Below are 25420 nucleotides of genomic sequence, written 5' to 3' on the forward strand. Positions count from 1 at the left end.
TGCCCGTTCACCAATCGTCTATATCAGACATTCTTCTTTATCACATGAATGAATGTATCCTCACTATTGCGTGTCATCAACTATGCTTCGTTACTTATCCCATTGAAAAATTCGTTTCATCGATTGGCTATTCTCCTTCGCAAAACATTAAATTAAGATTAGTTTAAGGTTACAAAAAAATGATAATATATATTTTTGTTTTTAGTCAAAATATACTATAAGCCACTCCTTGAATAACGCTTTTTATATAAAATCGCCTTTTAGATCAATATTTAACATGTATGATAAAGGTAGCTCCGCCACTCTATAAAACGTTTACAACAATTGATAAATCAAAGGTCTACTGTTTGTAGATTGTTTATTCTCAATCAAAAAAAAACGGATAATTATTTAGTATCATCTATGATACTCCCTTTTAAAAGTACAAAATAAGCGTTCATAAAGGCGTGTGATGTTGATTATCCTATGAAGATCATTACAGCAAATAAAGATACTCTATGTTGGATTTTCCACAAAAAAATACACAAAAAAAGCAACCACCAAACAAGTTGGTTGTGGTTGCTTATCGATTACAAACGATTTACTTGTAGGAAGTGAAATTGAAGTTCACTTAGATTTTACTAGTTCAAACTTTTTCTACTGTACTGTCAGTAGATACGTGAACAGGTAGCTCGGTTGATGCCTGATAACAATCGGTCCTGAAAATTGTCCACTGATATAAAGATCATGACTCGTTTCCCAGAATGGAAGAAGTTCCATTGCATCCGTATCATTTACACCAACGAGCATAGGGCCTATGGATTGTCCATCGGTTTTTGATAGGTTTAGTAACAACTCGTTTTCGCCATTCACAGATAGCTGATCGACTAAAGAAATCGTTACTTCTTCTGATTGATCCGTTACTTCTGCAATCGTGAAATCAATGACGAAATTGCTTTGGTTAACGATTGGTTGTGCGTGTTCAGTTGCACTGAATGCACCTGTTTCTTTCGTCCCAAAGATTAATTCCAAAGGTACTTCTACACTGAGGGTGCTTTTTGGTATCACGATCTCTGCTTCGGCCCACCTGCTCTTTGTCGTGTACGCTTGTACATCTGGATCATCACTGATGACACCAGTAAGTTTCACGTACACGTAATACGTCCCTGCCATTAGATCCTCATTTACCCATACTTGTTCTTCAGACGTCTCGACTGCTAGGACTCCACTTGTCGCCAGTGTTGCGTTTTCGATCTGTGATTGCGCTTGTGCATCATTGATGTCAGATCCGGTCCATAAACTTTCGTCACTTAACTTGTACTCTACCGCAGTCACTTGGCGTGCAGGCGGATCATAACGATCGATCGTCGTCGTCAACTCGCTTTTGTTCACTGCTACATCCGGTTCATTGCTCCAATCCATCACTTCGATTCTTTTTTGGTAGATCGCTTGCTTTAGTGAAGGATTGCTGAAATAATTGTTGTTCAATGTGTTGGAGGATACCCCAGCTACTTCTTTTCCTTGCAATTGACTACTTGCATTTAAATAGCTAAAGCGATAATCACCAGTCACGCCAGCGGTGCCATCTTCGCGAACGAAGGCTATATTTCTTGTAAATAGACCTGTTCCTGTTGTACTGGCATTTTTGAAACGAATGTAATCAGGTGAGTCAACGTAGAAGGTGAGCGAACTACTGAGCAAATTTGCTGGCGCTGAATTGAATGGTCCCGTGTTGACAAAGGAAACTTGAGCATCGTTGCCAACAGTGACGTTCATCTCCACCATATTCGAAAAGTACATCGCATCCGTTCCTACGTGGGTGTAATAAAGTCTTGCACCTTCCCCAATGGTAAAATCGACACCAGAAGAAATAGCATTATACGTAAAAGAGGGTTTAGTCGAAATAATGTCCACTTCCGCATTTTCCTCAATTGTGATTCGCAAACGACTATCTGTTATACTACCCGTTCCAAAAGCATAAAATAATCCTGTATTACTGGTTGTCTGATGGTCGATCGTTGTTTTCGATCCTTCTGCAAAAATGACATTATAGCCTTCTAAAAATTCCTCGCTAGCTGCTCCAGCTCTTGCAACAAATGCATTCTCCCCTTGGAATGTAAACGTTGACTGCTGATTCCATGAGATGAAAGGCTGTGCGCCTGTTTGGGCATAGTAATTGACATTCTCCATGATCGCATGAAAGGTGGTTGAATCAGCGATAGCCCCAATGATGCCATAATAGGTGCTGTTATCATAGACCTGGTTACTGCTATCCATCAATGTATCACTACCGAAGTTGATATTTCTTAACGTTACCGTCACGCCAGACGTTTTAACCCGAAAGCCAGTATCCAACGCAACGGGACTCGAACTGTTGGAATACAGCATATAAAATCCTTGACCATCAATAACCACATCTTTATTGATACTGAATGAATGAGAGTCTTGGTAGACGATATTCGCTGTCAATTCGATATAATAGGGCCCTGGAGTTGTTGCACTTGTGATGGTTTGTAAGACGGTGATCAGTTCTGCTGCTGAACCCGCGGTAAAGGGATCGGCAGATGTTCCCGTACCACTATAAGCAGAAATCATCTCTTCATTTGTTGGTTCTTCTTCTGCTAGGACGACTGAATCAGCGTATTCCTCTAATCTGTTGACTTCTTCTACCTCTTCCTCTGCACTCTGCTCGTCCTCGTTAACATCATCATCAGTCGAACTGCCTTCTGCCATTACTTCTAACTCAGAGGCCTCGATCTGACTTTCGACATCTGCATAGACTAGAGGATATGGAAACAAACTACTCCATATAAAAATGGAAAGCAACAGGATGTTTACTATTTTTTTCATGATACCCTCCTTTTTGAGGTTAGGTAATAAGCTTGTCACGATTTTTACAGTATTGTAAAAATATAGTTGGAAACATTTGATAAAAAATCAGGATGGAAGATCAATGAAACTATGAGATAATCATTTTAGAAAAAAGAATCAACCTAAGCCTAGGCTTAAATTGATTCTTTCTTTTCTCTCTACCACAAAACGAGCGGAATGGCTCAGTTGGATTCTTTCTACTTCAACTGTTGATATGATGGGCTTTCAGGTTGCGTCTGATCGACCATGTGTAACATACAAGTAGAATGAGTATCAATCCTAATAGCGAGAGATACAATCCAGTTTGATCATTTGTTTTTGGTAAAGGATTGATCACCTTCACTTCGGAACGAATCGTTGAATTTGTTTCAGGGGAAGGTGTTTCTTCTTTTGGTGTTGGCGCTTGCTCTGTGACTCCTAACATCCCAGTCAATTCAATCGTCGTTGCACTCATGTTATCCCTTCTTACTTAAGATTAAAATTTTAAGGCATCCAGTTGAAGCGTCAATGTAAATGCTGGATTTGCTCTTGCAACTGTGTCAGACGAAACAGTCCCAGTGAAATTGAATGTAGCTGCATTAGGTCCTGTAATCCCTCCATTCGCTGCTAAGCTGCCCTCGCTATTTGCCAATGTAAATAGATTAGTTACCTCTGTGAAAGCATGTAATTCTCCATTTGTGATTAAATCTTCCGAAACAGAAAACTCAGGTGAATTGATAGTTAGACTACTGATTTCAGAAAAATCCCCACCTGTATTGGCAAAATTTTGAATTGACACTGAAACGGGTCGACCTGAGTTATTGACGATATTATAAGTTGGCGAAGCAATCTCCGCTGTATTTCTATGATTGTAGAAGATGGTTGCCGTATCTAGTGTCACATTCACCCAATTAGTATCGCCTTCTTCGATTTCTTCATCAGGATCTGTATTATCTAAACCTAAAGAGCCATTGATCGTGATATCGGCGGTTGGTTCTGCAAGCACATCCGTTGCTAGGGTCGTTGCTGGTGCGAACGCTCCTGCGGTTGTTCCTAAAACTAATAAACTAGATAATAATTTCTTTTTCATTCTAATATTCCCCTATCTATTTTTTATTTTTATTCGATGACTAATGTCACTCCAGCTGCTACTTGTCCTTTTTTCTGATTCGTATCTGGATCGTACAAGCTAAACATTGCTACAGATGGATGTTCTCCTTTCTCCAGTGACTGTTCGAGTGTCACCTCTTTTATTTCATACCCTGGCTGGATTGCGCCAGATGTATAAACAAGTTCATCGTTACTCTTTTTTCGTATTTCCACATTGATTGGATGGCCATTTTCAAGTGGATTCTTGATCATCAATTCACCTTGGAGCGTTCGGTGATCAAACGTCGCCTCTGGTGAAATCATTAGATTGAATTTACTTCTATCAGCTGCTGTTTGGGCTAACTCTGATAACTCTTCTTCTGAGATTCGTTGTGCATCTTTGCCATCTGGTAAGAATTCACCACTGACAAGGGTTACTGGTTCTGGGGTTTCCTGAGAAAAATGGCGGTAAAGGAGCCAACCTGCGATTATTAATAAGAGAAGTATGAATATGATGATGATTTGTTTTTTACGTTTTTGATCCGTTCCTTGTTCCATTAATCCTCATCTCCTTGTGCTGATAACGTATAGGTCAGTCGAAAATCAACTTCGTGCTTTCTGAAAATCGATCCTGCAAATTCGCCCTTTAAAAAAAGTTCCAGCGGATCAGTTAAGAAAGGCTGTAGTACCATCGCGTCTAGTTTGTTTTCACCTATCACCAATGGTCCTAATTTTTGTCCATCCGTTGCCCCAATATTAAGCAATAAATGATCGTCACTCACTTCATTGATCTGATCGACTAAAGTGATCGTCGGGTTTGCCGAACGGTTCGTGACATAAGTGACAGAAAAATCAATTGGGAAATTGCTATGACTAATGATCGGTTGACTGTGTTCAATTTTATAGAAAGTCCCTGATTCACGAATATCAAACAGTTTCTGCAAAGGAACTTCCACATGGATTGGACTTCGGTCAATCGTGATTTGCTTTTCTTCCCACAAACTCTCACTTGCAAAAAGCTGCATTTCTGGATCATCATTGACCGCTGCTGCGACCTGAACATAGACATAGTACGTTCCAGCGCGTAGCTGATCATTGTGCCAAGTTAAGTTCGTGGATCTTTCAGTTGCAACAACACCAGTCGTATCAATCGTCGCTTGCTCAATTGCTACTTGTGCGCCTTGTGATGTAATCGAATCGCCGCTCCACAGCCGCTCCCTGCTCAGCTTATAATTCACTTCTGTCAGGATACGTCTAGCTGGCTCATACGAATCGATAGTGGTGATTAGCTCACTTTTGCCAATACCAACCTCTGCAACATTGTCCCAACTCACTTGGATGCCTTTTTGATAAACAGCTTGTCGCAATGCAGTATGGCTAAATTGGTTATCCGCCAAAGTTTGTGAAGCTCTTCCAGGCACTTCTCTTCTTTGTAAGTTCTGTGCTTGATTTAAATAATAAAACTGATATTCGCCAACTTCTCCCGTAACTCCATCTGTTCGATTGAACGTCATATTTCGTGCAAACAGACCATTTGCATTTCCAGTATTTTGGAAACGAATAAAGTCTGGTTCGTTGGCATTAAAAGTAACGCTACCACCTGAATTGATTCGACCATGACTTAAAAATGTCGCTTGCGCATCTTTATTGATATTGATCGTAGTCGCCCGCGTATTTGAAAAATTCAACGGACGGTTGGCTGTTTGTCGATAAAAGAACTTAGCATTTTCAGCTATCGTGAATATGACATCTGCCCCAAAAGTAAAATTTTGCTTGGAAGAGATAATATGGACTTCTGCATTTTCTTCTACTGTAATGCGTAAACGACCATCGCTACCAGCCGATCCCCCAGTTCCATAGGCAAAAAAGAAACCGGTATGTAGTTCTGTTTGATGGTCAATTGTCGTTTTCGAACCTTCGGCAAAAATGACATTATATCCTTCCATAAATTCCTGACTACTCGTGCCAGCTCGACTTGTAAATGTATTTTCTCCTTTGAATATAAACCTCGATTGCTGATTCCATGTTAAAAATGGTTGAGCGCCAGTACGTGCGTGATAATTTACGTTTTCTAAAATTGCGGTAAAGATGATTCCTGTCGTTCCTGCTGAACCAATGATGCCATAATACGTGTTGTTGTCATACACTCGTCCGGAAGCATCTGTCAAGGTATTACTACCAAAATTCATATTTCGTAATGTCGCTTCTACCCCTGAAGTCCTTATGCGAAATCCTGTGTTACTAGCGATCGTACTTGCATTATTGGCATATAGCATATGAAACCCTTGTCCGTCGATCACTACATTTTTATGGATATCAAAAACATCTGAGGCATTATAAAAAATGTTGTTTGTCAAGCGGACGTGGTAGGTCCCAGTGCCTGGATCTGTTCGGATCGTATTCAAAGCATTTCTTAATTCACTCGCCGTTCCAGCGAGAAATGGATTTGCTTCTGTACCTAGATGATCCCCTCTCAAGTTGATTCCTTCCTCATTTTGTAAAAAAGCACTGCTTCCTGTTTCCTCTTTTAGTCGTTCCTCTCTTTCAAAATCCTCCTTATTCTCTACCTCATACGAATACTCTTTTTCACTATCGCTTTGTTGTATTATTTCTTCATCATTTTCTAATTCAGATTTGTAATAGCTCTCATTTTCAATTGAAACATCATTTTTAATAACTTCAAAATAAACATCATCCGCATAGTTATTTGTCAAAGGAACAAGCAAAATGCTAAAAAATCCAATAAAAAAAAGGAATTTAATCAAAAAAAATTACCTCCCTATCATTAATATATAAATATAAAATAATGTGTATAAGATTAAACTTGTATGATAAAACGATAATACTACAACGGTAAATAAAGTGTCAATAAATAACTTTTGTGTTTTTTAATAACTTCTACTCCTAAATCTAATGATTAAACTGTTCATATTTTCACAGATAAAAATACTCGTGATTCTGTTTGATCAAGGCTATCATGGCAGGTATGATAGCAAAAGTTCGGCTAACCTTATTCTCCCACTTATCTATGTACTAAAGACTACAATGCGCTATTAAAAGCATATGAGAAAACGCATGTGCTTCTCCAACGGAAAAGTCTTTTCTAGAACAAAAAAATACGGACCAGAATAGATTCTGATCCGTACTTTTACTGTTTTGAATTAAGAACTATGCTACTTTGACTGCATCTGGTGATTTTCTCAATGCACCGTAAATCACTCCAGAAACAATTGCACCGATTGCAATGAATACAAGATACATAATCGGATGACTTAGTAAGAAGACAACGAAGATACCGCCGTGTGGTGCCAATAACTTGATTCCAAATGCACCGACTAAACCACCTGTCAATGCAGAACCAATAATGAAACTTGGAATTGCTCTGATTGGATCAGCTGCGGCAAATGGAATTGATCCTTCGGTTACGAAGGAGAGACCCATGACAATGTTTGTCAACCCAGCATCTTGGTCTGTTTTACTAAATTTATTTTTGAACAAACGCGTTGCAACGAAGATAGCTAATGGTGGAACCATTCCTCCCGCCATAACGGAAGCCATCACGACACTACCACCAGTTGCGACAGTAGTTGCTAATGTTGCTGTACCAAACACATATGCTGCTTTATTGATTGGTCCACCTAGATCGGCAGCCATCATCCCAGCAAGTAATGCGCCTAATAACGCAGCATTTGAACCGCTAAGTCCAGACAAGAAACCATTCAAGCCATCATTGATTGCTTTCATCGGTACATTGACCATCAACATCAAGAAACCGGTAATCAACAATCCGAATACAGGATAGAATAAAATCGTTTTGATTCCTTCCAGTGACTTAGGTAAGTTTTTGAATAATTTACGTAAGAAGACGATCACGTAACCTGCTAAGAAACCACCGATCAAGGCACCTAAGAATCCTGCGCCACCTGTATTTGCTAAAGCTCCAGCTGCAAAACCAACGATCAATCCAGGACGATCACCAATACTTGACGCAATGAATCCAGCTAAAACTGGTAACATAAAGCCAAATGCGGCTTGTCCAATTTGATTGAACCAGCTTGCTGCTTGGTTGTAATTCCCAAGGTTGGCTAATTGATCTTGTGGTACACCCATGAATTGGTCGACCATGAATGATAAGGCAATGGCGATCCCACCACCGATAACGAATGGTAACATGTGAGAAACACCGTTCATCAAATCTTTATAGATTCGTTGGCCGATCGTTCCATCTGCATTTCCTTCGTCAGAAGAATTTTCTTTTCCATCACCATGGAAAACTGGTGCTGAGCCGCTGACAGCTAAGTTGATCAATTCTTCAGTTTTGCGGATACCGTCACTTACTGGACGATTGACTAATTCTTTTCCGTCAAAACGATTCATTTCGACTTTTTTATCAGCCGCGATGATGACGCCATCTGCACGAGCAATATCTTCAGCTGTTAAACGATTTTTGATTCCTTCTGAACCGTTTGTTTCAACTTTGATCTCTACACCCATCTCTTTGGCTTTTTTCTTCAACGCATCTTCAGCCATGTAAGTATGAGCGATCCCTGTCGGACATGCAGTAACTGCAACGACGAATTTTTTATTGGATGAAGCCGCTGTTTGTGCTGCTGCTTCTTCTTGTTCCGCTACCGCTTCTGCTTCTTTTTGTTGTTCAGCAGTTTGGAACAATTCTTGGACTTCTTCCGGTGTTCCTGCTTCTTTTAATTTTCCAACAAAATCTGGATCGATCAACAAACGTGATAAGGCAGCTAATGCTTGCAAATGCGTGTCGTTCGCTCCTTCTGGTGCGGCGATCATAAAGAATAAGAAAGTTGGTTGACCATCTAGTGCTTCATAATCGACGCCTTTCTTGCTTTTCGCAAACAAGACTGTTGCTTCTTTGACAGCAGCGTTTTTCGCGTGTGGCATCGCAATGCCATCGCCTAGACCCGTTGAGGTTTGAGCTTCACGAGCTAAAATCCCTTGTTTATAAGTTTCGATATCTGAGATACGACCTGCATCATACATTTTTTGGACCATTTCATCGATGGCACCTTTTTTATCAGTTGCCTGTAGATCCATGATCATCGCATCTTTGATCATTAAGTCTTTGATTTCCATGATTTATCCCCCACGATATTAATCAATTTTTGTTATTTCTACTTCAGGTAACAATTCATCAATGAATGAACGAACCGCTAAATCATCTGAAAAAGCAGTTGCACTTCCACATGCCACGCCCCATTTGAACGCTTCTACCGCATCTCTATGCTTGCTGTATGAACCGATAAAACCAGCAATCATCGAGTCTCCGGCGCCCACTGAATTTTTCAATGGTCGAACTAACACATTCGAACGGTAGGTTCCTTCTTTCGTAAACAATAAAGCACCGTCACCAGCCATTGAGATCAAGACATTTTTTACTCCTTCTGCCAATAATTTCTTGCCATAAGGTAGGATATCTTCAACAGATTCGAATGTCACATCATACAATTCAGCTAATTCGTGATTGTTTGGTTTGATCAATAATGGTTCTTTTTTCAATGCTTCTTTCAAATCATCGCCAGTGGTATCGATCACAAACTCAGCACCTTTTTCACGAATGATCTCGATCAACTCTTGGTAGAATCCAGCACGCAAGCTCGCTGGCGCACTTCCTGACAATACCACGATATCGTCTGCTCCAACTGTCGCTAATTCCGCTTTCAAACGTTCAATAGCTTGATCTGAGATCGTTGGTCCTTGTCCGTTGATCTCTGTTTCAGAATCTGACTTTAATTTGATGTTGATCCGTGTATCTTCTTTTACTTGTGTAAAAGCTGTTGCGATTTGTTCTTCTTTCAACCAGTCAGAAATAAAATTCCCAGTGAAACCACCAAGAAATCCTAAAGCGGTCGAATCAGAATCGATGCGCTTCAAAATACGGGAAACGTTGATCCCCTTTCCACCTGGGACTTTGAAATCTTCGGTCATTCGATTTAAATCACCGAGTTTTAATCCATCTACTCGTACGATAAAATCGATGGATGGATTAAGCGTTACTGTATAAATCATTGATTTGCCTCCTTAATTGTCGTCCGTTCACTGTAGTCATCAAGAAATTCTAGTGGACAACGCTCGGTTATGATCGTGGCATCTTGCAGTGGTGCAACAGAAACAAAGGTTTGTTTATTGAACTTCGTATGGTCAAGTAAAACATAACTATCTTGGGCATTTGTGATTGCTAAGCGTTTGACCGCTGCTTCTTCTGGATCTGGCGTAGTGAATCCACGTTCAAGGTGAACGCCATTCATTCCCATAAATGCTTTATTAAAGTGGTAATCCCGTAATTGGCTAAGTGTATTAGCTCCTAATACTGCATTCGTTGAAAGCTTCACTTGCCCCCCTAGGACGATCGTTGAGACTTGCAGATCAACTAGCGCAGCAGCATGTTTTACTGAGTTAGTCACAACAGTGATCCGTTTATCTTTTAAAAAGGGGATCATCTCTAACGTGGTTGATCCTGCATCAAGATAAATGACTTCTTCATCGTTCACTAGTTCTGCTGCTAGTCGTGCAATCACTTGTTTTTCATGAACGTTTTTGAGCGTTTTTTCACTCATGTTCTGTTCAAAACCTAAAAGCTCTTCTTTTTTGGCTCCTCCATGGATACGTTGCAATAAGCCTTCATCTTCTAACTCTTGAAGATCCCGTCTAATCGTTGATTCAGAAGCATCTAACAAGATCACTAACTCTTGGGACTTGACAATTTTATGTTGCTCCAATAGTTGCAAGATTTTTTGTTTACGTTCTTCTGTAAGCATTTCCACGATCACCTCACGATAGATTCTAGCATATTTTATTTTAATATTCAACAGGATACGTTCAAAAACATTCAAAAACGATAAAAAACCTGAATCACTGACTACCTTCAACTACAGTAAGGTGGCATCCACAAAAGTTGAAGCGTAAATTGTGGATGCCACCTTAAATTTTTTTGTTTAATACTTTCTTATTGCATATTTTCAATCATTTCAGCACGATCCATATTTTTGCCATAGATAGCCAAATCAGTTAATTTTTCTGCATCAGTAGATTTCCTGTCAATTCTGCTTGATCGAGCAAGACGACCCGAAGGCGTTTTTTTCCTTGAACTGCATCAAAGCTTAAACGTCCTCTTCTCCTGCGGATTCGTTTGAATTGAATCTCAGATAATCGCTTGCTGATTTCTTCGATAGGAAAATCAGCCAGAAACTTAGTCGGCAAGTAAATACGCAATGAAGTCAAATAGTCTTGATACGTTTCATCGGGTGCCTCGACATTCAAGTATTCACTGATGTAATAACTATAAGCGTCCACCCCATTATCTAACATGAATGTTGGATCGATCACTTTGTAACAGATCAACTGACTATGGCTTTCATCGACCCAAGGAAAAAATGCTTGACGATTAAGAACACCTCTCGCTCTTTTTTCTTTGTAATCGTAAGTAGAAAAATCATAGCTTCTTGTGACGAAAAATGTTGCTTTCTTCTTTTCTGTCGGTTGCATCAAATGATTTTGATATTGGACAGTTTGTAAGGAATCTTGGGCGTAAGCATACTCGACATACGGCTCTTTCAATAAACCAACACCGTTGTCCCACGACAAATGATCAAACCCTAATTGATCCCGATAATACTGTTGGAATTTTAAATTCGCTTCACTTTGCCAACGAAATGGATCGCGATACAACTGGATACCAATTACTTGATTTTCATATTGCGTGATCTCTTCCACCTGTTGCACTTCCAAAAAAATCTCTTTAGGAATTAATCGATAATAATATTGACTATAATACATTTCCCAACAAGAAGTAAAACAACGCCCTTCCACGATCAGATCATAACCGGGAAAATGGGTACAATCTACCTCGATCTGCCCATCACGTCCTTTGATTTTAGGTAACTGCTCGATCTTGTCGGCAGATTCAAATGACAAGCGTTCTTCAATTTCTCTAGTATTATGATACCAATATTCCTCAACACTCCTCATATATGCAAAAACGCCATTCTTTTGCATTTTTGTTTGAAGATAGTTTCGGATCACCGATTCATTTTTTTGAAAAACCTGCCATAAAAATTGATAATCAATTTGGAGATGATGATAGCCAAATTCAAAACGACAAGTGAAATCTTTTTCATAGATCTCAAACCAACCGGTCTCTTTATCAGACTGGTCTTCTACCGCTTTTTTTAATTCAGAAAAGGTAAACGGTTCTTTCATATGACGAGAGGATTGAAAAAATTCAGGGGCAAGCAAGATACGAGTAAGCATGGACCAATCATAGGCTTCTTCTTTTTCGTTCGTAGGGTCCCTTGTCAAGACGATACGAAGCATCATTTTTTCTTTTGACACCATACTTCTCACCTCTCTCAAATCTATTTATAATCAAATTATAACGAATAATAAAAAAAAACTAAAACTTTTCGTCTTATGCCACTGAATGGTGGGTAACATGTTAAAATAAAAAGAGAGGTGATAAACATGGGATTGAAATTTGAGCGTACAGACAATTTAGACAAACTATTTGAATCTTTTGGCGTTGATCCGGAAAAAACAGCTGCTTCGAAAGAAGAGATCGACCGTTTTTTAAAACCAAAGAGTGACCCAAAAAAAGACAAAAAAAAGAAATAAACAAAAAAGACTTGATGCCTTAGCTTTTGAAAGTTCGCCTTTCAATCTAAGTATCAAGTCTTATTTGTTTACTCACTGATCGCGTCTTCGATGGCTTTCCAGGCTTCTTCTTTTCCTTGTTTGGTTACAGAAGAAAATAAAATGAACGTATCATTACGATCGAAATTCAATGCTTTTTTGATTTCGCTTTCGTGTTTGTTCCATTTTCCACGTGGGATCTTATCTGCCTTTGTCGCAACCACGATCACTGGGATATCATAGTATTTCAAGAATTCATACATTTGGATATCTTCTTGTGATGGTTTATGGCGAACATCTACCAGTGATACAACTGCTTTTAATTGTTCTCTAGAGGTCAAATAAGTTTCGATCATCTGTCCCCACTTCGCACGCTCTGTTTTGGAAACTTTCGCGTAACCATATCCTGGAACATCGACAAAATGCAGGGCATTTTCAATCAGATAAAAATTCAATGTTTGCGTTTTTCCTGGTTTACCTGATGTACGAGCGAGATTCTTGCGATCGATCAGCGTATTGATAAAGGAAGATTTCCCGACATTTGAGCGACCTGCTAAGGCAATCTCTGGTAAATCTGTTTCTGGATATTGTTTCGGTGCAACGGCACTGATCACGATATCCGCATGATGGACTTTCATATGCTCTCTCTCCTTCAAAACGGTAAAGCGGATCATTCCCCGCTTTCTTCGACAGAATGAAAAGGAGTAGTCGAAAAAGCTTCTAAAACTTTCACGACTGCTCCTTTCATTTTATCCCGCTTTTTTTTCTGAGTCTTTGTAAATAACTGTTGGTTTACCGGTAAGTTCGGCTGCTTCTTTTGTAATGATCACTTTTTCGATCGTTTCATCAGAAGGAATGTCAAACATGACATCCATCATGATCTCTTCGATGATCGAACGTAAACCACGTGCACCAGTATTGCGCTCAATTGCTTTTTTCGCAATGGCTTTTAGTGCTTCTGGTTCAAATTCTAAAGCAGTGTCATCTAGTGAAAGTAATTTTTGGTATTGTTTCACTAATGCATTTTTCGGTTCCGTCAAGATACGAACTAAATCGTCGGTTGTTAGTTTTTCTAACGCAGCCATTACAGGTAAGCGTCCGATAAACTCTGGGATCAAGCCGAATTTCAATAGATCTTCAGGAATGATATGTTGCATGACACTTTCATTTTCTGAAAGTTTTTGGTTTTGTGTACCGAAACCAATCGTTTTCTCGCCCATACGATTTTTTACGATTGTTTCGATGCCATCAAACGCACCACCGACAATGAACAACACATTCGTCGTATCGATTTGGATGAATTCTTGGTGAGGATGTTTGCGTCCACCTTGTGGCGGCACACTAGCAACTGTTCCTTCCAAGATTTTCAGTAAGGCTTGTTGTACGCCTTCACCTGATACATCGCGCGTGATCGATACATTTTCGCTTTTACGTGCAATTTTGTCGATCTCATCGATGTAGATGATTCCTTTTTCCGCACGTTCAACGTTGTAATCAGCAGATTGCAAGAGTTTCAATAGGATATTTTCTACGTCTTCACCTACATAACCGGCTTCTGTCAAACTTGTTGCATCGGCAATGGCAAATGGCACATTCAATGTTTTTGCTAATGTTTGTGCCAAGAATGTTTTACCTGAACCAGTCGGACCGATCAAACAGATATTGCTTTTTTGCAATTCGACATCATCGTTGTCTTGTGCTTCTTGATTGACACGCTTATAGTGATTGTAAACAGCTACCGCCAATGAACGTTTTGCACGTTCTTGCCCAATCACATAATTATCCAATACTTCAAGAATCTCAGAAGGTTTTGGTACTTCAGTAAACTCTCGTACTGCTTCTTCGTAAAATTCTTCATCAATGATTTCTTTACATAGGTCGATACATTCGTTACAGATGTAGACCCCCGGACCTGCTACGATTTTCTTTACTTCTTCCTGTGTTTTGCCACAAAAAGAACAGCGTACAGTCTCATTACCACTTGGATTATCATACATGGTCTTCACCCCTTAACTTGCGTTGCTTCGCAAGAAACTATCAAAGACTTTACAGTCTTTCCCTATCATACCATAATTTAAAAAAAAGCAAAAGTATCAATGGAGTTTGAAACAAAATGAAAGAGTCTAGGCTTCATTTAAGCGCCTGGACTCTTTCATGTAGATGCAGGTAAACTATTTTGGTGGCTTATTCTGCTTCTTTTGCTGTACTTGTGATCAATTCGATCGCTTTTTTCATGATTACATCATGTTTTAGCATATCTTCTGTCAATACACGTTTGATTTGATCAATCGGCATGTTGTAAGTTTCTGCTAATTCTTGGATCTCTGCAGTGATTTCTTCTTCTGTGGCATCTAAGTTTTCAGCAGCTGCTACAGCTTCGATCACAAGGTTTGTTTTTGTACGCATTTCTGCTTCTTCTTCAAACTGTTTGTGCAAGTCTTCTTCTGTTGAACCAGTTAATTGGTAGTACATTTCTGGTGAGATTCCTTGACGTTGCATGTTGTTCAAGAATTCGTCCATTGAACGGTGAACTTCATCATGGACCATGACATGTGGAAGATCAACGATTTCCGCATTTTCGACTGCTAGTTTGATTGCTGCTTCATCTTTTGCATCTTCTGCAGCTTTTTCTTTTGCTTCAGTCAATTCTTTCATGTATTTTTCTTTTAATTCTGCTAATGTAGACACTTCATCATCAACATCTTTTGCGAATTCATCATCTAATTCAGGAACTTCTTTTGTTTTCACTTCGTGGATCGTTACTTTGAAGACTGCTTCTTTACCAGCAAGATCTTCTGCTTGATAATCTTCTGGGAATGTCACAGTAACGTCTAAGTTTTCGCCTGATTTGTGGCCAACTAATTGCTCTTCAAAACCAGGAATGAATGAACCTGATCCTAATTCAAGTGAATGGTTTTCGCCTTTTCCGCCTTCGAATGCTTCATCGTTGATGAAACCTTCAAAATCGATAACGACAGTGTCGCCATTTTCAGCTGCTGCATCTTCTTTGATGACTAATTCAGCTTGTGCTTCTTGTTCACGTTTGATGCGTTCTTCAACGTCTGCTTCTGTTACTTCACGGTCTTGTTTTTCAACCACTAAGTCTTTGTAGTCACCTAATTTAACTTCAGGTTTTACAGTTACTTCTGCTGTGATCGTCCAATCTTGACCTTTTTCCATACTTGCTACATCGATCTTAGGTTGTGAAACTGGATCGATCGCTGCTTCTTTAACAGCTGCTTCATATGCTTCAGGTAATACAGCGTTCAATGCATCTTCGTACAATGCTTCTTCTCCGTACATACGGTTGAATACTTGACGAGATACTTTTCCTTTACGGAATCCAGGAACGTTCAAGTTTCCTTTTACTTTATTAAAGGCAGTTGTCAATCCTTTTTGGATTTGATCTTGCCCGATCGTAAATGTTAAAACACCATCATTTGTGCCTTTTTTTTCGAATGTTGCAGTCATTTATTTCCCTCCGAGTTTAGAAATTCATTTGATACATCAAAAACGTTTCATGCATACCTTTAAATAGTACACTAACCCTTCCAAATTGTAAACATATTGAACGAGGGGAATCCACGTTTTTCATGACTTTTTTATCTTTTTCTCTGTTTTTTTACGTATTGAATAATAATAGTTCTGTCATTATTTTATTTCTTTTTTCTGTGAATTCATATTGTTCAGACGCTGAAAGATCCTCACAGGGCTGACCCGTATAGGTTGCTACTGTTTGTTTGAACCATTTGTCAAGATTCCCGATATAGCTATCATAGATCGGATAAACGATCGCTGATTGCATCGTAAACTCTTCTTTTAAGTTCTCACTCATCAAGGCATCTTCTCGCTCATAGGCTTCCGCCAATTGTTTGATCCGTTGATAGGAAGTTTGCTCTTCTGGACGGACCATTTTCTTTGGTATAACTTCGACCAATTCTTCCTCGATCGTCAAATATGCAATCGGTGCTGATTCTTTCACTTGAACGAGCGACTCAAGCAACTTAGCCCGTACAAGAACATGGACCGTTTTTAGCACGATCAACTTTTTAGCGGTCTGGATAAATTCGTGGTATGGTAGTTGCTCGATTTCTTGGATATAACTCAACTGAGTAGTTGGTTTTTCAAAAGGTAATTTTTCGACCAGTTGATAGATTTCGCGAATCTTCTGTCGTTGCATCTGTCCGACTAATTCTTCTGATTGCTGGATTTTTAGCAAGACTGCTTGTTCAAAATCTTCTGGAAAGTCTGCACTTGCAATCAATTTTCGTGCATATAAAAAATCCTTTGCTGTAATCAGCAAATCAAAGTAAAAAGCAGCCAATTCTTCATTCATTAAGTATTGTTTCTCATGCAAAAGCGCTTGATGGAGTGCTTCTTGCCACATATCCAGTTCTGATAGTGCCAACACGTACAATGTGTTCGCTTCAAATGTTGCTTCAAGTTCATATGCACGCTCAAACAGTTCTTTTGCTTGATTGTACTGATGTTCTGTTAATGCCTGTTGGCCAATACGCATCAAATTGTCGTATTTATCAGGAAAATCGATCGGTCTCACTTAGGTTCTTCCCTTCACTGTTTAATCATTTGTCTGACACGACTTATTGAACAATAACCAATATTCAGCCATTTTCTCTACGTAAAGAATCAAGCATTCATCTCTTGATTAAATGCTTTGATCATATTGATCGTTACCACACTCGTATTTGAAAAATAATCACCGATGTGTTGCTTTTTCTTGCTAAAGATGACTGGGAGATAGCCGACAAAAAGTAACGGAAATCTCAAAATGAAGCGGCAAGCCCCCTCACGGACTAGTACCGTACTCCAAGATAATTCTTCTTCATCAAAACTGATCACTCGAATACCAAAGATCATTTTTCCGATCGTCTGTCCATGATTCCATTTCGTCAATAAAATAAAATACGCTAAATAAGCGATCAATGACAAACTACCGTAGATGCTTAAATAAGAATCGGACACTTGAAGCCATCCAAGGTTCACTGCGATACCTAACGTTAAGCGGCTGATCGACCCGATACAAATCAAATCAATCAAAAACGCAGCGAAGCGGACCCAAAAACCGGCAAAGAAATAATAAGGAAAGCGATTGATACTTGGTTCATCGGTTTTCTGCTCTATATATTTTTTCCATTTTTTCTGATTTTCTTTGATCTCAGTTGCTGACAAAGGTTTTTCTTCGAAAGAACTCAGCACCTTTTGAGAAAACCCCGGATCTGGTCCTACAGCCGGTTGATCTTTTTTTGCTTGTGTTTCAGACTCAAGCTCTTCACGTGAGCTAGTGTTTGATCTAACCGGATTTTCATCTTTAGCAGCAACTGAAGCGTCTACTGTTTCTTGGTTTCTATTCGTAAGATCTGCTAATTTATTTTCTTCTACTTTAAAAACTTGTTCAGATGATGACGCCGTATTTTCTGCTACTTTCGGTTCCTCATTGGTCTTTGGTCGTTCTTCGAGTGGAGATGTGTTCGTTGATTTCTCATTCATGCTTACTCACCTCCATATAGATACATTGCTCTTGGAGAGTCTGCTGTTCCTAAACTTTCAAGTAATGACAAGATCTGACTTGTTTCAGAAGCTTGCAACCCTTGTAATTCTGCTAATTTCGCACCAAACCAAGTATTGCCAAATCCAGTTGAACTTGTTGAATATTCGACCAACTCAGCATCTTTTAGATCAAGATCTTCTCTCATCGCTGCTAAAGCATCTGTTGGATAACCGATTTCGTCCACCAAACCTGCTTCTTTCGCTTGTACACCGTCGTAAATACGACCATCTGCGACTTTTTTCACTTCATCTTCTGATTTGTTTCTACCTTCACTAACAACTTTGACAAAACGATTATAAGCATTGTCGATATAAGCTTGCAATACAGCATGATCTTGCTCAGTTTCAGGTCGAGTCGCTGAACCCATATCTTTTAGTGCACCACTTTTTACGGTTGTATCTTCGACACCGATTTTTTCAAGCAAGCCTGAATAGTTGAGTCCAGACATGATCACACCGATTGAACCAGTCACTGTTTCTTCCGTTGCAAAGATTTTATCGGCTTGTGCAGAAATATAGTAACCACCACTAGCAGCCATATTTTTCATGCTGACATACATCGGTAAGTCACGTTCTGTTCGGACCTCGTTTAGTAAGTTGGCAATTTCTGCACTTTCATAAACACCGCCACCAGGAGAATTGACTTCCAAGAAAATCCCACTGACACGTTCATCGGCTTCGATTGCTTCAATTTGTTTCAAGAAATCTTCATGATTATAACTCTCAGTAGCAAATAGACCAGAAGAGCCTCCACTTGCTATGGCGCCATCAACAGTCAATTTTGCGATTCTTCCCATGCCACTGCCTTCTTCAAGTACGACCGGTGACATTTCATCGTCTCCATATAACCAACTATTGATGTTGCCCATTTGTACTTCTTCTTGTGGTTGGGTCAAACTAGAAGATACCAACGAAACAACCAATAAGCCGGCAGCAATCAGTACTGCTATCCAACGTTTCTTATTCATTTTACACTCTCCTAATATAGATTTCTAATCACGATCACCGCTTCAGAACCAGGTGTCGCATTCATCTTTTCTGCTTTTTCTTCAAGGGTGTAACCAGTAAACTGTTCGTGGGTCAATTCATCTTCAACGACAAACTGTTGCGCATGTTCGATTTCGAACGCATCAGGGGCGATTTCTTGGATACTGTCCCATCCGGTATCCAAAAAGATTTTAGTGTCATCCGTCACGTGTTCTGTTTTTTCAAATGCTGCAATTTGTTTTTTTAACATCCCCAACGTCATGATTTCTATCTTCTCTTCCATCTTTCATCCTCCTTCTATCTATAATTATTGTACCGAACTCAAAGAAAAGATGATAGTCGAATTTGATAATTTTCTTTCGTTCATCCCAATTAGATATATACCAATTTAATTTTTTATCTTTTTTATTGACAAACCTCACACATTAACGTTATGATTTTAGATGTTTCCAAAGAAAATAATAACGGGAGGATAATTAGACCAATACGGAATAGCGCCAGGTCTGTTTTAACAGATGACGAGGAGAGGGTTGATCGAAGGATTCGGCGGATGGCCCTAGGGACTGCACCCTAAAAAGAAACACAAAAACTATCTGTGAAGGTAGAACAAAAGGTTTCTTACGCAGTTGGAAACGCTAATATCAAGTTTATAACAGAAAGTAGGATGTTTTTTTATGTGCGGAATTGTTGGAATGATTGGATTAGAGAACGTGACACCAGGGTTGATCAATGGTTTAGAAAAATTAGAATATCGCGGGTATGATTCTGCGGGTATCTTTGTCTCAAATGGAAAACAGGACCATTTAGTCAAAGCACGTGGTAGAATCCAAAACCTTAAAGATAAATTATCTCCAGAAACGACTGGTACAGCAGGTATCGGTCATACAAGATGGGCAACTCATGGGGAACCCGCAGAGAAAAATGCGCACCCCCACCACTCACAAAGCGGACGTTTTGTTTTAGTCCACAATGGGGTGATTGAAAATTTTGAAGAATTGAAACAACAATACGTAGCCGCTGATGACTTCATTGGCGAAACAGATACGGAAATCGTTGTTCATTTGATTGAAAAATTCGTGGAAGAAGCGCAAGATACACAAGAAGGATTTAGAAAAGCGCTAGAAGTCATCGAAGGCTCTTACGCGTTTGCCTTGATGGATCGCACAGCTCCTGAAACAATTTTCGTTGCCAAAAACAAAAGCCCTCTATTGATCGGTAAAGGCCAAGGATTCAATGTCATCGCAAGTGATGCGATGGCGATGCTTGCTTACACTAAAGAATTTATTGAAATCGAAGATCAAGAAATGGTGATCGTTCAAGCAGATGATATCACGATCCAAACAATGACTGGTACGATCATAGAACGTGATTCTTATGAAGCACAAGTAGATGCTTCTGACATTGAAAAAGGAACATACCCTTACTATATGTTGAAAGAAATCGACGAACAGCCGATCATCATGCGTAAAATCGCGCAAACCTATGTGAATGAAGACAATGAAATTCCTTTAGATCATAAATTGATGGAAGAACTGTTAGCAAGTGATCGTATTTATATCGTGGCATGCGGCACAAGTTATCATGCGGGATTAGCGAGCAAGCATTCTTTCGAACAGATGACGGGAATCCCAGTTGAAGTTCATTTGGCTAGTGAGTTTGGTTATACCATGCCTTTGTTATCTCAAAAACCATTCTTCATCTTTTTGAGCCAAAGTGGCGAAACCGCCGATAGCCGTCAGGTGTTAGTCAAGATCAATCAATTAGGACATCCTTCATTGACGATCACAAACGTTGCTGGTTCTACGTTATCAAGAGAAGCTGGCTTCACTTTGTTGCTACATGCAGGTCCGGAGATCGCTGTTGCTTCAACTAAAGCCTACACTGCTCAAATCGCTGTATTAGCTTTACTTGCAAAAGCAGTCGGTGATCAAAAAGGCAATGAACGGTCATTGACATTTGATGTGGCGCACGAATTGAGCTTGGTAGCGAATGCGATGGAAACAGTGATCACCCAAAAAGATGAACTCCAAGAACTAGCTGCGGAATTCCTGAATGACACGCGCAACGCTTTTTATATCGGTCGTAGTAACGACCATGATGTTGCTTTAGAAGCTGCTTTGAAATTAAAAGAAATCAGCTATATCCAAGCAGAAGGGTTTGCTGCCGGTGAATTGAAACACGGCACCATTGCACTGATCGAAGAAGGTACACCGGTGATCGGAATTATCAGCGAGGAAATCACAGGCGCTCATACACGAGGCAACTTAAAAGAAGTTGAAAGCCGTGGTGCAAAAACCTTAGTGATCGCGGCACATGGATTAGAGAAAGAAACGGATCAACTAGTGATTCCTGCTGTCCATCCATACCTTTCACCTCTTGCAATGGTCATCCCAACGCAGTTGCTTGCTTATTACGCTACACTATTACGTGGATTCGATGTAGACAAGCCAAGAAACTTGGCAAAATCTGTAACGGTTGAATAATCAACCAAGTGATCCTTTAAACAGTAAATTGCCTTTGCGATCTCTGTACGAAATGACAAATCATTTCGTACAGGGATTTTTTGATTGATCTATTTAAGCAGTTGCTCGCGCGTTCTGTATCATGTAACAACCACCGTCTTTTGAATGACCGTTATGTGTGGTGATCTTATTTCAGAAACAAGCACAAAAAGAGAGTCAATCTCTGTGATCCAAAGATTGACTCTCTTATTTGTGTCCCTATATTAATCGATCCCGATCTCAGCTTTGACAACTGCTGCGATTTTGTCGACATAATAGTTCACTTTTTCATCAGATGGTGCTTCTGCCATCACGCGTAATAATGGTTCTGTTCCAGAAGGGCGAACTAAGATACGTCCTTCACCAGCCATTTCAGCTTCTGCTTCTTCAATGACTTGTTTGATTGCAGGAACTTCCATTGCACCATTTTTGTTGCTTACGCGGATATTGACTAATTTTTGCGGATAGATCGTTACTTCTGCCGCTAATTCTGATAACTTTTTACCAGTTTGTTTCATGATATTCAACAATTGGATACCAGAAAGCATACCATCTCCTGTTGTATTAAAATCTAAGAAGATCATATGACCAGACTGTTCCCCACCGAAGTTATAGTCATTTTTGCGCATTTCTTCGACAACGTAGCGGTCGCCCACTTGTGTGACAACATCTTTCAAACCGATTTCTTCGACCGCTTTATGGAAACCAAGGTTACTCATGACCGTTGTAACGATCGTGTCTTTTTTCAGACGATTTTTAGCTGATAAATATTTTGCACAGATAAACATGATCTTATCGCCGTCCACGATTTTTCCTAATTCGTCGACTGCGATAATGCGGTCACCGTCACCGTCAAAAGCAAGACCGACGTCTGCTCCTTTTTCTACTACCATTTCTGCTAGACGCTCAGGATGCGTTGATCCGACACCGTCATTGATGTTCAAGCCATTCGGATTTGTTCCCATCGTATAGAAATCTGTTTCCAAGTCAGCAAACAAGCGATTGACAGATGTGGCTGTTGCACCATTTGCCGCATCGACACAGACAGTTAAGCCTGAAAGATCGCCATTGATCGTCTGTACTAAGAATTGTGAATATTTCAGCAATCCTTCTGGGAACTCTTCGACTGTACCTAATCCTTCAGCAGAAGGTCGTGGCAATTCATCGACTTCCGCATCTAACAATGCTTCGATTTCTAATTCTTGGTCATCATCTAATTTAAATCCATCTGCACCAAAAAACTTGATGCCGTTATCTTGAGCTGGATTGTGTGAAGCAGAAATCATGACACCCGCGCTTGCTTTTTGCAAACGTGTCAAGTAAGCCACTCCTGGTGTAGAGATCACACCTAATTGAAAAACTTCGATCCCGACAGATAACAGACCAGAAACTAACGCTTCTTCGAGCATTTGACCTGAAATTCTTGTGTCACGTCCAACCAATACACGTGGACGTTTTCCATCTTTCTCATGTTGGCTCAGTACATAACCGCCGCAACGCCCTAATTTGAAGGCCAATTCCGGTGTTAGTTCTTTATTCGCTTCTCCACGGACACCGTCCGTTCCAAAATATTTACCCATAGCTGTAAATTTGCTCCTTTAACTTAATTTTCCGATGAATCCTCTTGACTATTCGGTTGACTACTTGATTCTGTTGTCTCACTTGATGATTCATTCGACCCTTCACTCGATGTTGACTGCGTCTCTTCGGACTGACGTGTCGTCGATGACGAAGAGTTCGCTGGTGTAGATCCTGCACCAGAAGTTGTACTTCCTCCCGAATTTCCCGAATTAGAACGGCTAGTGTTTTCCGTGCTTGATTTCAGGATCGGTGTGATCTCAACATCGATCGAAGTTGGTGTGATACTAAGTCCACTCTCTATCGGAATATCGATGTTTCTTGTCGTCCGGTGGACGATTCCAGAGATATCGATCGGTATCGTGATGCTATTTCCTAGTTGAGCCAATTGACTCTCTGAACCAGTGACTTCTGCTTCGATGTCGGAGAAACTGAAATCATAATTCTCGACGTTGTTCCCAGGAGTCCCTTGTGCTGTTCCGTAAAGTCGGATCGTTTTCGTAGGTTTTGTGACCGTAGCTTTTGCAGTGACTTGTACTGGGTCTGAGACAATACTCAAAGGTTCTCCTGCACTATTCAATGCTTGTACAGTAACTCTTGTGTCGATGCCATCATCGGTGATCATCGCAGGTTCGATCCTCGCTACGATCTGTTGGATCTCTTCCAGTGTTTGGTCGCCAGTCGTGACCGTCACTTTATTTGGTGACAATTCAAGGTCATTCAATTCGAATCCAGCTGGTGTCGATTCTGTTGTGAGTAATGGCGTGACCTCAAATTCCTTCGTCACTTTTTTCTCGATAGTCACTGTGATCGTATCTGGCTCAAGTTTTGCTTTGACTGCACTGCTAAGATTTCTGATTTTCAATGGCACTTCATGTGTTCCTTCACCTAAACCAGTGAGGTCCGCCGTCACACGAAACATTCTCGTATCTTCGATTGCTTCGGCATTCAACTGGACACGGTTGGCACTGGACAACTTTGCTGTGACCGTACTCTCATATCCATGGATATAATATTGATCCGTGTCGTATAAAAGTTGTACTGAAACATCAGAAACGTTTTGTGTATAAGCTTCATTTCCTGACAGTGTGTCTTGGACAGTTTGTCCGTTTGCATTAAAATACAGCACAATACTGAATAATAACGCAACAAACGCATATAAGATACTTTTACGCCTCTCTTTTGAGATCATTTGTGATCCCCTCCCTTAGTCATCACGTCTAAGAAGGTTTGGAGCGTATTTTTATTTTTGCTTTTTTCTTCGACGATCAAATTTTTACGCAAGATCGTCAAATATTCTTCTTGAGATAAGCCAGGCATCAATTGGTTATCCAACGTAATGCTGACGTCTCCTGTTTCTTCTGAGACAACGATCGTAATCGCATCGCTCGCCTCACTGACTCCGACAGCCGCTCGGTGACGGGTTCCGAATTCTTTCGGAATCAACATACTTTCAGATAAAGGCAAGTAGGCACTGGCTACTGCAATTTTTCCATCCTTCACGATCACTGCACCGTCATGCAACGGTGTATTCGGAATAAAAATATTGATCAGTAATTCGCCAGTGATATCGGCATCTAAAGCAATCCCAGTTTCGATATATTCATCCAAACCAGTGTGACGTTCGATCGTGATCAAGGCACCGATTTTACGTTTGGACATATATTGGATCGCTTTGTCAAAAGAAAGGATCATCTGTTCATCTTCTTGCTTCTCACTTTTCGATTGTTTGAAAAGTGAGCTACGACCGAGGTGTTCTAATCCACGCCGTATCTCTGGTTGAAAAATGACGATAGCCGCAATCACACCATACGTGATCACTTGATTCATCAACCAAGATAAGGTATGTAGACCAATGATCTCGGCTAAGATTCGAATAACAACAAAAATCCCTACCCCTTTAAGCAATTGGATTGCTTTTGTTCCTCGCAATAGTTGAATGAGTTTATAAACTAAATACCATACAACCAATACATCGAGTATGTTCACCAAAAAATTCTGAGAAAACAAGTCACCGGAAAACATTTGTCGCCAATAATCTAAATTAAAAAGTTCTCCGATTTGAAATGACATAGACAGCCTCTCTTCTCTTTTGAGATTTCCTCTTTAGTATATCATATGTTTCACCAGAAGAGACTTATCTGCTTGGAATTTCCTCACAAAAACCAATTTTTTTCAAGAAATTTACATTTTTTGTTCATTGGCCCAAAAGT

The 25420-nt window shown here is 39.9% G+C and carries 20 protein-coding genes and 1 pseudogene; 2 read left to right on the forward strand and 19 right to left on the reverse strand.

The features are described 5' to 3' along the window. Positions 1–636: 636 nt before the first annotated feature. The 9 genes from CUS89_RS04600 to CUS89_RS04640 form a co-directional block, all read right to left on the reverse strand. Positions 637–2829: a hypothetical protein gene (locus tag CUS89_RS04600; protein WP_104871222.1), complete on the reverse strand. Its 2193-nt coding sequence runs from the start codon at positions 2827–2829 to the stop codon at positions 637–639. A gap of 223 nt (positions 2830–3052) precedes the next feature. Next, entirely contained in the window at positions 3053–3304 is a 252-nt protein-coding gene (locus CUS89_RS04605; protein WP_019724487.1) for an LPXTG cell wall anchor domain-containing protein, read from the reverse strand. 21 nt (positions 3305–3325) lie between these two features. After that, positions 3326–3919 (reverse strand): hypothetical protein, encoded by a 594-nt coding sequence (locus CUS89_RS04610; RefSeq protein WP_104871223.1) that lies wholly within the window; start codon positions 3917–3919, stop codon positions 3326–3328. 29 nt (positions 3920–3948) lie between these two features. Further along, positions 3949–4476, reverse strand: coding sequence for a hypothetical protein (locus tag CUS89_RS04615; RefSeq protein ID WP_181055307.1), 528 nt, complete (start codon positions 4474–4476; stop codon positions 3949–3951). Continuing rightward, positions 4476–6683 carry a hypothetical protein gene (locus CUS89_RS04620; RefSeq protein WP_104871224.1) on the reverse strand — a complete coding sequence of 736 codons (2208 nt, stop codon included), beginning with the start codon at positions 6681–6683 and terminating at the stop codon, positions 4476–4478. Before CUS89_RS04620 ends, CUS89_RS04615 begins: the two co-directional genes overlap by 1 nt. 403 nt (positions 6684–7086) lie before the next feature. After that, complete coding sequence (locus CUS89_RS04625) at positions 7087–9021, reverse strand: PTS fructose transporter subunit IIABC (RefSeq protein WP_104871225.1); 1935 nt, start codon at positions 9019–9021, stop codon at positions 7087–7089. Between the two features lie 18 nt (positions 9022–9039). Continuing rightward, positions 9040–9954, reverse strand: coding sequence for a 1-phosphofructokinase (gene pfkB, locus CUS89_RS04630; RefSeq protein ID WP_104871226.1), 915 nt, complete (start codon positions 9952–9954; stop codon positions 9040–9042). Further along, on the reverse strand, positions 9951–10703 hold the full coding sequence (locus CUS89_RS04635; RefSeq protein ID WP_104871227.1) for a DeoR/GlpR family DNA-binding transcription regulator: 753 nt from the start codon (positions 10701–10703) through the stop codon (positions 9951–9953). The genes pfkB and CUS89_RS04635 overlap by 4 nt, the downstream gene beginning before the upstream one ends. Positions 10704–10953: 250 nt before the next feature. Next, positions 10954–12279, reverse strand: a complete 1326-nt coding sequence (locus tag CUS89_RS04640; protein ID WP_104871228.1) for a hypothetical protein — start codon at positions 12277–12279, stop codon at positions 10954–10956. Between the two features lie 126 nt (positions 12280–12405). Here CUS89_RS04640 and CUS89_RS16050 point away from each other — a divergent pair, with 126 nt between their 5' ends. Continuing rightward, entirely contained in the window at positions 12406–12555 is a 150-nt protein-coding gene (locus tag CUS89_RS16050) for an SPJ_0845 family protein (protein WP_181055308.1), read from the forward strand. A gap of 68 nt (positions 12556–12623) precedes the next feature. Here CUS89_RS16050 and yihA read toward each other — a convergent pair whose 3' ends face one another. The 7 genes and pseudogenes from yihA to CUS89_RS04675 all read right to left on the reverse strand — a co-directional run bounded on the left by yihA (position 12624) and on the right by CUS89_RS04675 (position 19411). After that, positions 12624–13211, reverse strand: a complete 588-nt coding sequence (gene yihA / locus CUS89_RS04645) for a ribosome biogenesis GTP-binding protein YihA/YsxC (protein ID WP_029594239.1) — start codon at positions 13209–13211, stop codon at positions 12624–12626. A gap of 111 nt (positions 13212–13322) precedes the next feature. Then, complete coding sequence (gene clpX, locus CUS89_RS04650) at positions 13323–14570, reverse strand: ATP-dependent Clp protease ATP-binding subunit ClpX (RefSeq protein ID WP_071866262.1); 1248 nt, start codon at positions 14568–14570, stop codon at positions 13323–13325. Between the two features lie 187 nt (positions 14571–14757). Continuing rightward, the gene (gene tig / locus CUS89_RS04655; RefSeq protein ID WP_104871229.1) at positions 14758–16044 is read right to left on the reverse strand and encodes a trigger factor; all 1287 of its coding nucleotides are present in this window, start codon (positions 16042–16044) and stop codon (positions 14758–14760) included. A 151-nt stretch (positions 16045–16195) separates the two neighbouring features. After that, positions 16196–17131: a hypothetical protein gene (locus CUS89_RS04660; protein ID WP_104871230.1), complete on the reverse strand. Its 936-nt coding sequence runs from the start codon at positions 17129–17131 to the stop codon at positions 16196–16198. Positions 17132–17220: 89 nt separating this feature from the next. Beyond that, positions 17221–17871: pseudogene (locus tag CUS89_RS04665) on the reverse strand (RDD family protein); the annotation flags it as partial. A gap of 212 nt (positions 17872–18083) precedes the next feature. After that, positions 18084–19109 (reverse strand): signal peptide peptidase SppA, encoded by a 1026-nt coding sequence (sppA, locus tag CUS89_RS04670; RefSeq protein ID WP_104871232.1) that lies wholly within the window; start codon positions 19107–19109, stop codon positions 18084–18086. Between the two features lie 11 nt (positions 19110–19120). Then, positions 19121–19411: a hypothetical protein gene (locus tag CUS89_RS04675; RefSeq protein WP_071866258.1), complete on the reverse strand. Its 291-nt coding sequence runs from the start codon at positions 19409–19411 to the stop codon at positions 19121–19123. Between the two features lie 391 nt (positions 19412–19802). On the opposite strand from CUS89_RS04675, the gene glmS reads away from it, so the two are divergent. Continuing rightward, positions 19803–21611 carry a glutamine--fructose-6-phosphate transaminase (isomerizing) gene (gene glmS / locus CUS89_RS04680; protein WP_104871233.1) on the forward strand — a complete coding sequence of 603 codons (1809 nt, stop codon included), beginning with the start codon at positions 19803–19805 and terminating at the stop codon, positions 21609–21611. 242 nt (positions 21612–21853) lie between these two features. Here the strand turns inward: glmS and glmM are convergent, their stop codons facing one another. The 3 genes from glmM to cdaA are packed head-to-tail and all read right to left on the reverse strand — an operon-like array spanning position 21854 to position 25280. Next, the gene (gene glmM / locus CUS89_RS04685) at positions 21854–23209 is read right to left on the reverse strand and encodes a phosphoglucosamine mutase (protein ID WP_104871234.1); all 1356 of its coding nucleotides are present in this window, start codon (positions 23207–23209) and stop codon (positions 21854–21856) included. A gap of 23 nt (positions 23210–23232) precedes the next feature. Beyond that, positions 23233–24399: a CdaR family protein gene (locus tag CUS89_RS04690; RefSeq protein WP_104871235.1), complete on the reverse strand. Its 1167-nt coding sequence runs from the start codon at positions 24397–24399 to the stop codon at positions 23233–23235. Next, positions 24396–25280, reverse strand: a complete 885-nt coding sequence (gene cdaA, locus CUS89_RS04695; protein ID WP_104871236.1) for a diadenylate cyclase CdaA — start codon at positions 25278–25280, stop codon at positions 24396–24398. Before cdaA ends, CUS89_RS04690 begins: the two co-directional genes overlap by 4 nt. Between the last annotated feature and the right edge of the window lie 140 nt (positions 25281–25420).

Source organism: Enterococcus mundtii (genome assembly GCF_002947535.1).
GTDB classification, from domain to species: Bacteria; Bacillota; Bacilli; order Lactobacillales; family Enterococcaceae; genus Enterococcus_B; species Enterococcus_B mundtii_B.

What these genes read in the sequence shown, in the direction of transcription:
- CUS89_RS04600 (WP_104871222.1), bottom strand. Translation starts at nt 2,829, where the DNA reads ATGAAAAAAATAGTAAACATCCTGTTGCTTTCCATTTTTATATGGAGT.
- CUS89_RS04605 (WP_019724487.1), bottom strand. Translation starts at nt 3,304, where the DNA reads ATGAGTGCAACGACGATTGAATTGACTGGGATGTTAGGAGTCACAGAG.
- CUS89_RS04610 (WP_104871223.1), bottom strand. Translation starts at nt 3,919, where the DNA reads ATGAAAAAGAAATTATTATCTAGTTTATTAGTTTTAGGAACAACCGCA.
- CUS89_RS04615 (WP_181055307.1), bottom strand. Translation starts at nt 4,476, where the DNA reads ATGGAACAAGGAACGGATCAAAAACGTAAAAAACAAATCATCATCATA.
- CUS89_RS04625 (WP_104871225.1), bottom strand. Translation starts at nt 9,021, where the DNA reads ATGGAAATCAAAGACTTAATGATCAAAGATGCGATGATCATGGATCTA.
- pfkB (WP_104871226.1), bottom strand. Translation starts at nt 9,954, where the DNA reads ATGATTTATACAGTAACGCTTAATCCATCCATCGATTTTATCGTACGA.
- CUS89_RS04635 (WP_104871227.1), bottom strand. Translation starts at nt 10,703, where the DNA reads ATGCTTACAGAAGAACGTAAACAAAAAATCTTGCAACTATTGGAGCAA.
- CUS89_RS04640 (WP_104871228.1), bottom strand. Translation starts at nt 12,279, where the DNA reads ATGGTGTCAAAAGAAAAAATGATGCTTCGTATCGTCTTGACAAGGGAC.
- CUS89_RS16050 (WP_181055308.1), top strand. Translation starts at nt 12,406, where the DNA reads ATGGGATTGAAATTTGAGCGTACAGACAATTTAGACAAACTATTTGAA.
- yihA (WP_029594239.1), bottom strand. Translation starts at nt 13,211, where the DNA reads ATGAAAGTCCATCATGCGGATATCGTGATCAGTGCCGTTGCACCGAAA.
- clpX (WP_071866262.1), bottom strand. Translation starts at nt 14,570, where the DNA reads ATGTATGATAATCCAAGTGGTAATGAGACTGTACGCTGTTCTTTTTGT.
- tig (WP_104871229.1), bottom strand. Translation starts at nt 16,044, where the DNA reads ATGACTGCAACATTCGAAAAAAAAGGCACAAATGATGGTGTTTTAACA.
- sppA (WP_104871232.1), bottom strand. Translation starts at nt 19,109, where the DNA reads ATGAATAAGAAACGTTGGATAGCAGTACTGATTGCTGCCGGCTTATTG.
- CUS89_RS04675 (WP_071866258.1), bottom strand. Translation starts at nt 19,411, where the DNA reads ATGGAAGAGAAGATAGAAATCATGACGTTGGGGATGTTAAAAAAACAA.
- glmS (WP_104871233.1), top strand. Translation starts at nt 19,803, where the DNA reads ATGTGCGGAATTGTTGGAATGATTGGATTAGAGAACGTGACACCAGGG.
- glmM (WP_104871234.1), bottom strand. Translation starts at nt 23,209, where the DNA reads ATGGGTAAATATTTTGGAACGGACGGTGTCCGTGGAGAAGCGAATAAA.
- CUS89_RS04690 (WP_104871235.1), bottom strand. Translation starts at nt 24,399, where the DNA reads ATGATCTCAAAAGAGAGGCGTAAAAGTATCTTATATGCGTTTGTTGCG.
- cdaA (WP_104871236.1), bottom strand. Translation starts at nt 25,280, where the DNA reads ATGTCATTTCAAATCGGAGAACTTTTTAATTTAGATTATTGGCGACAA.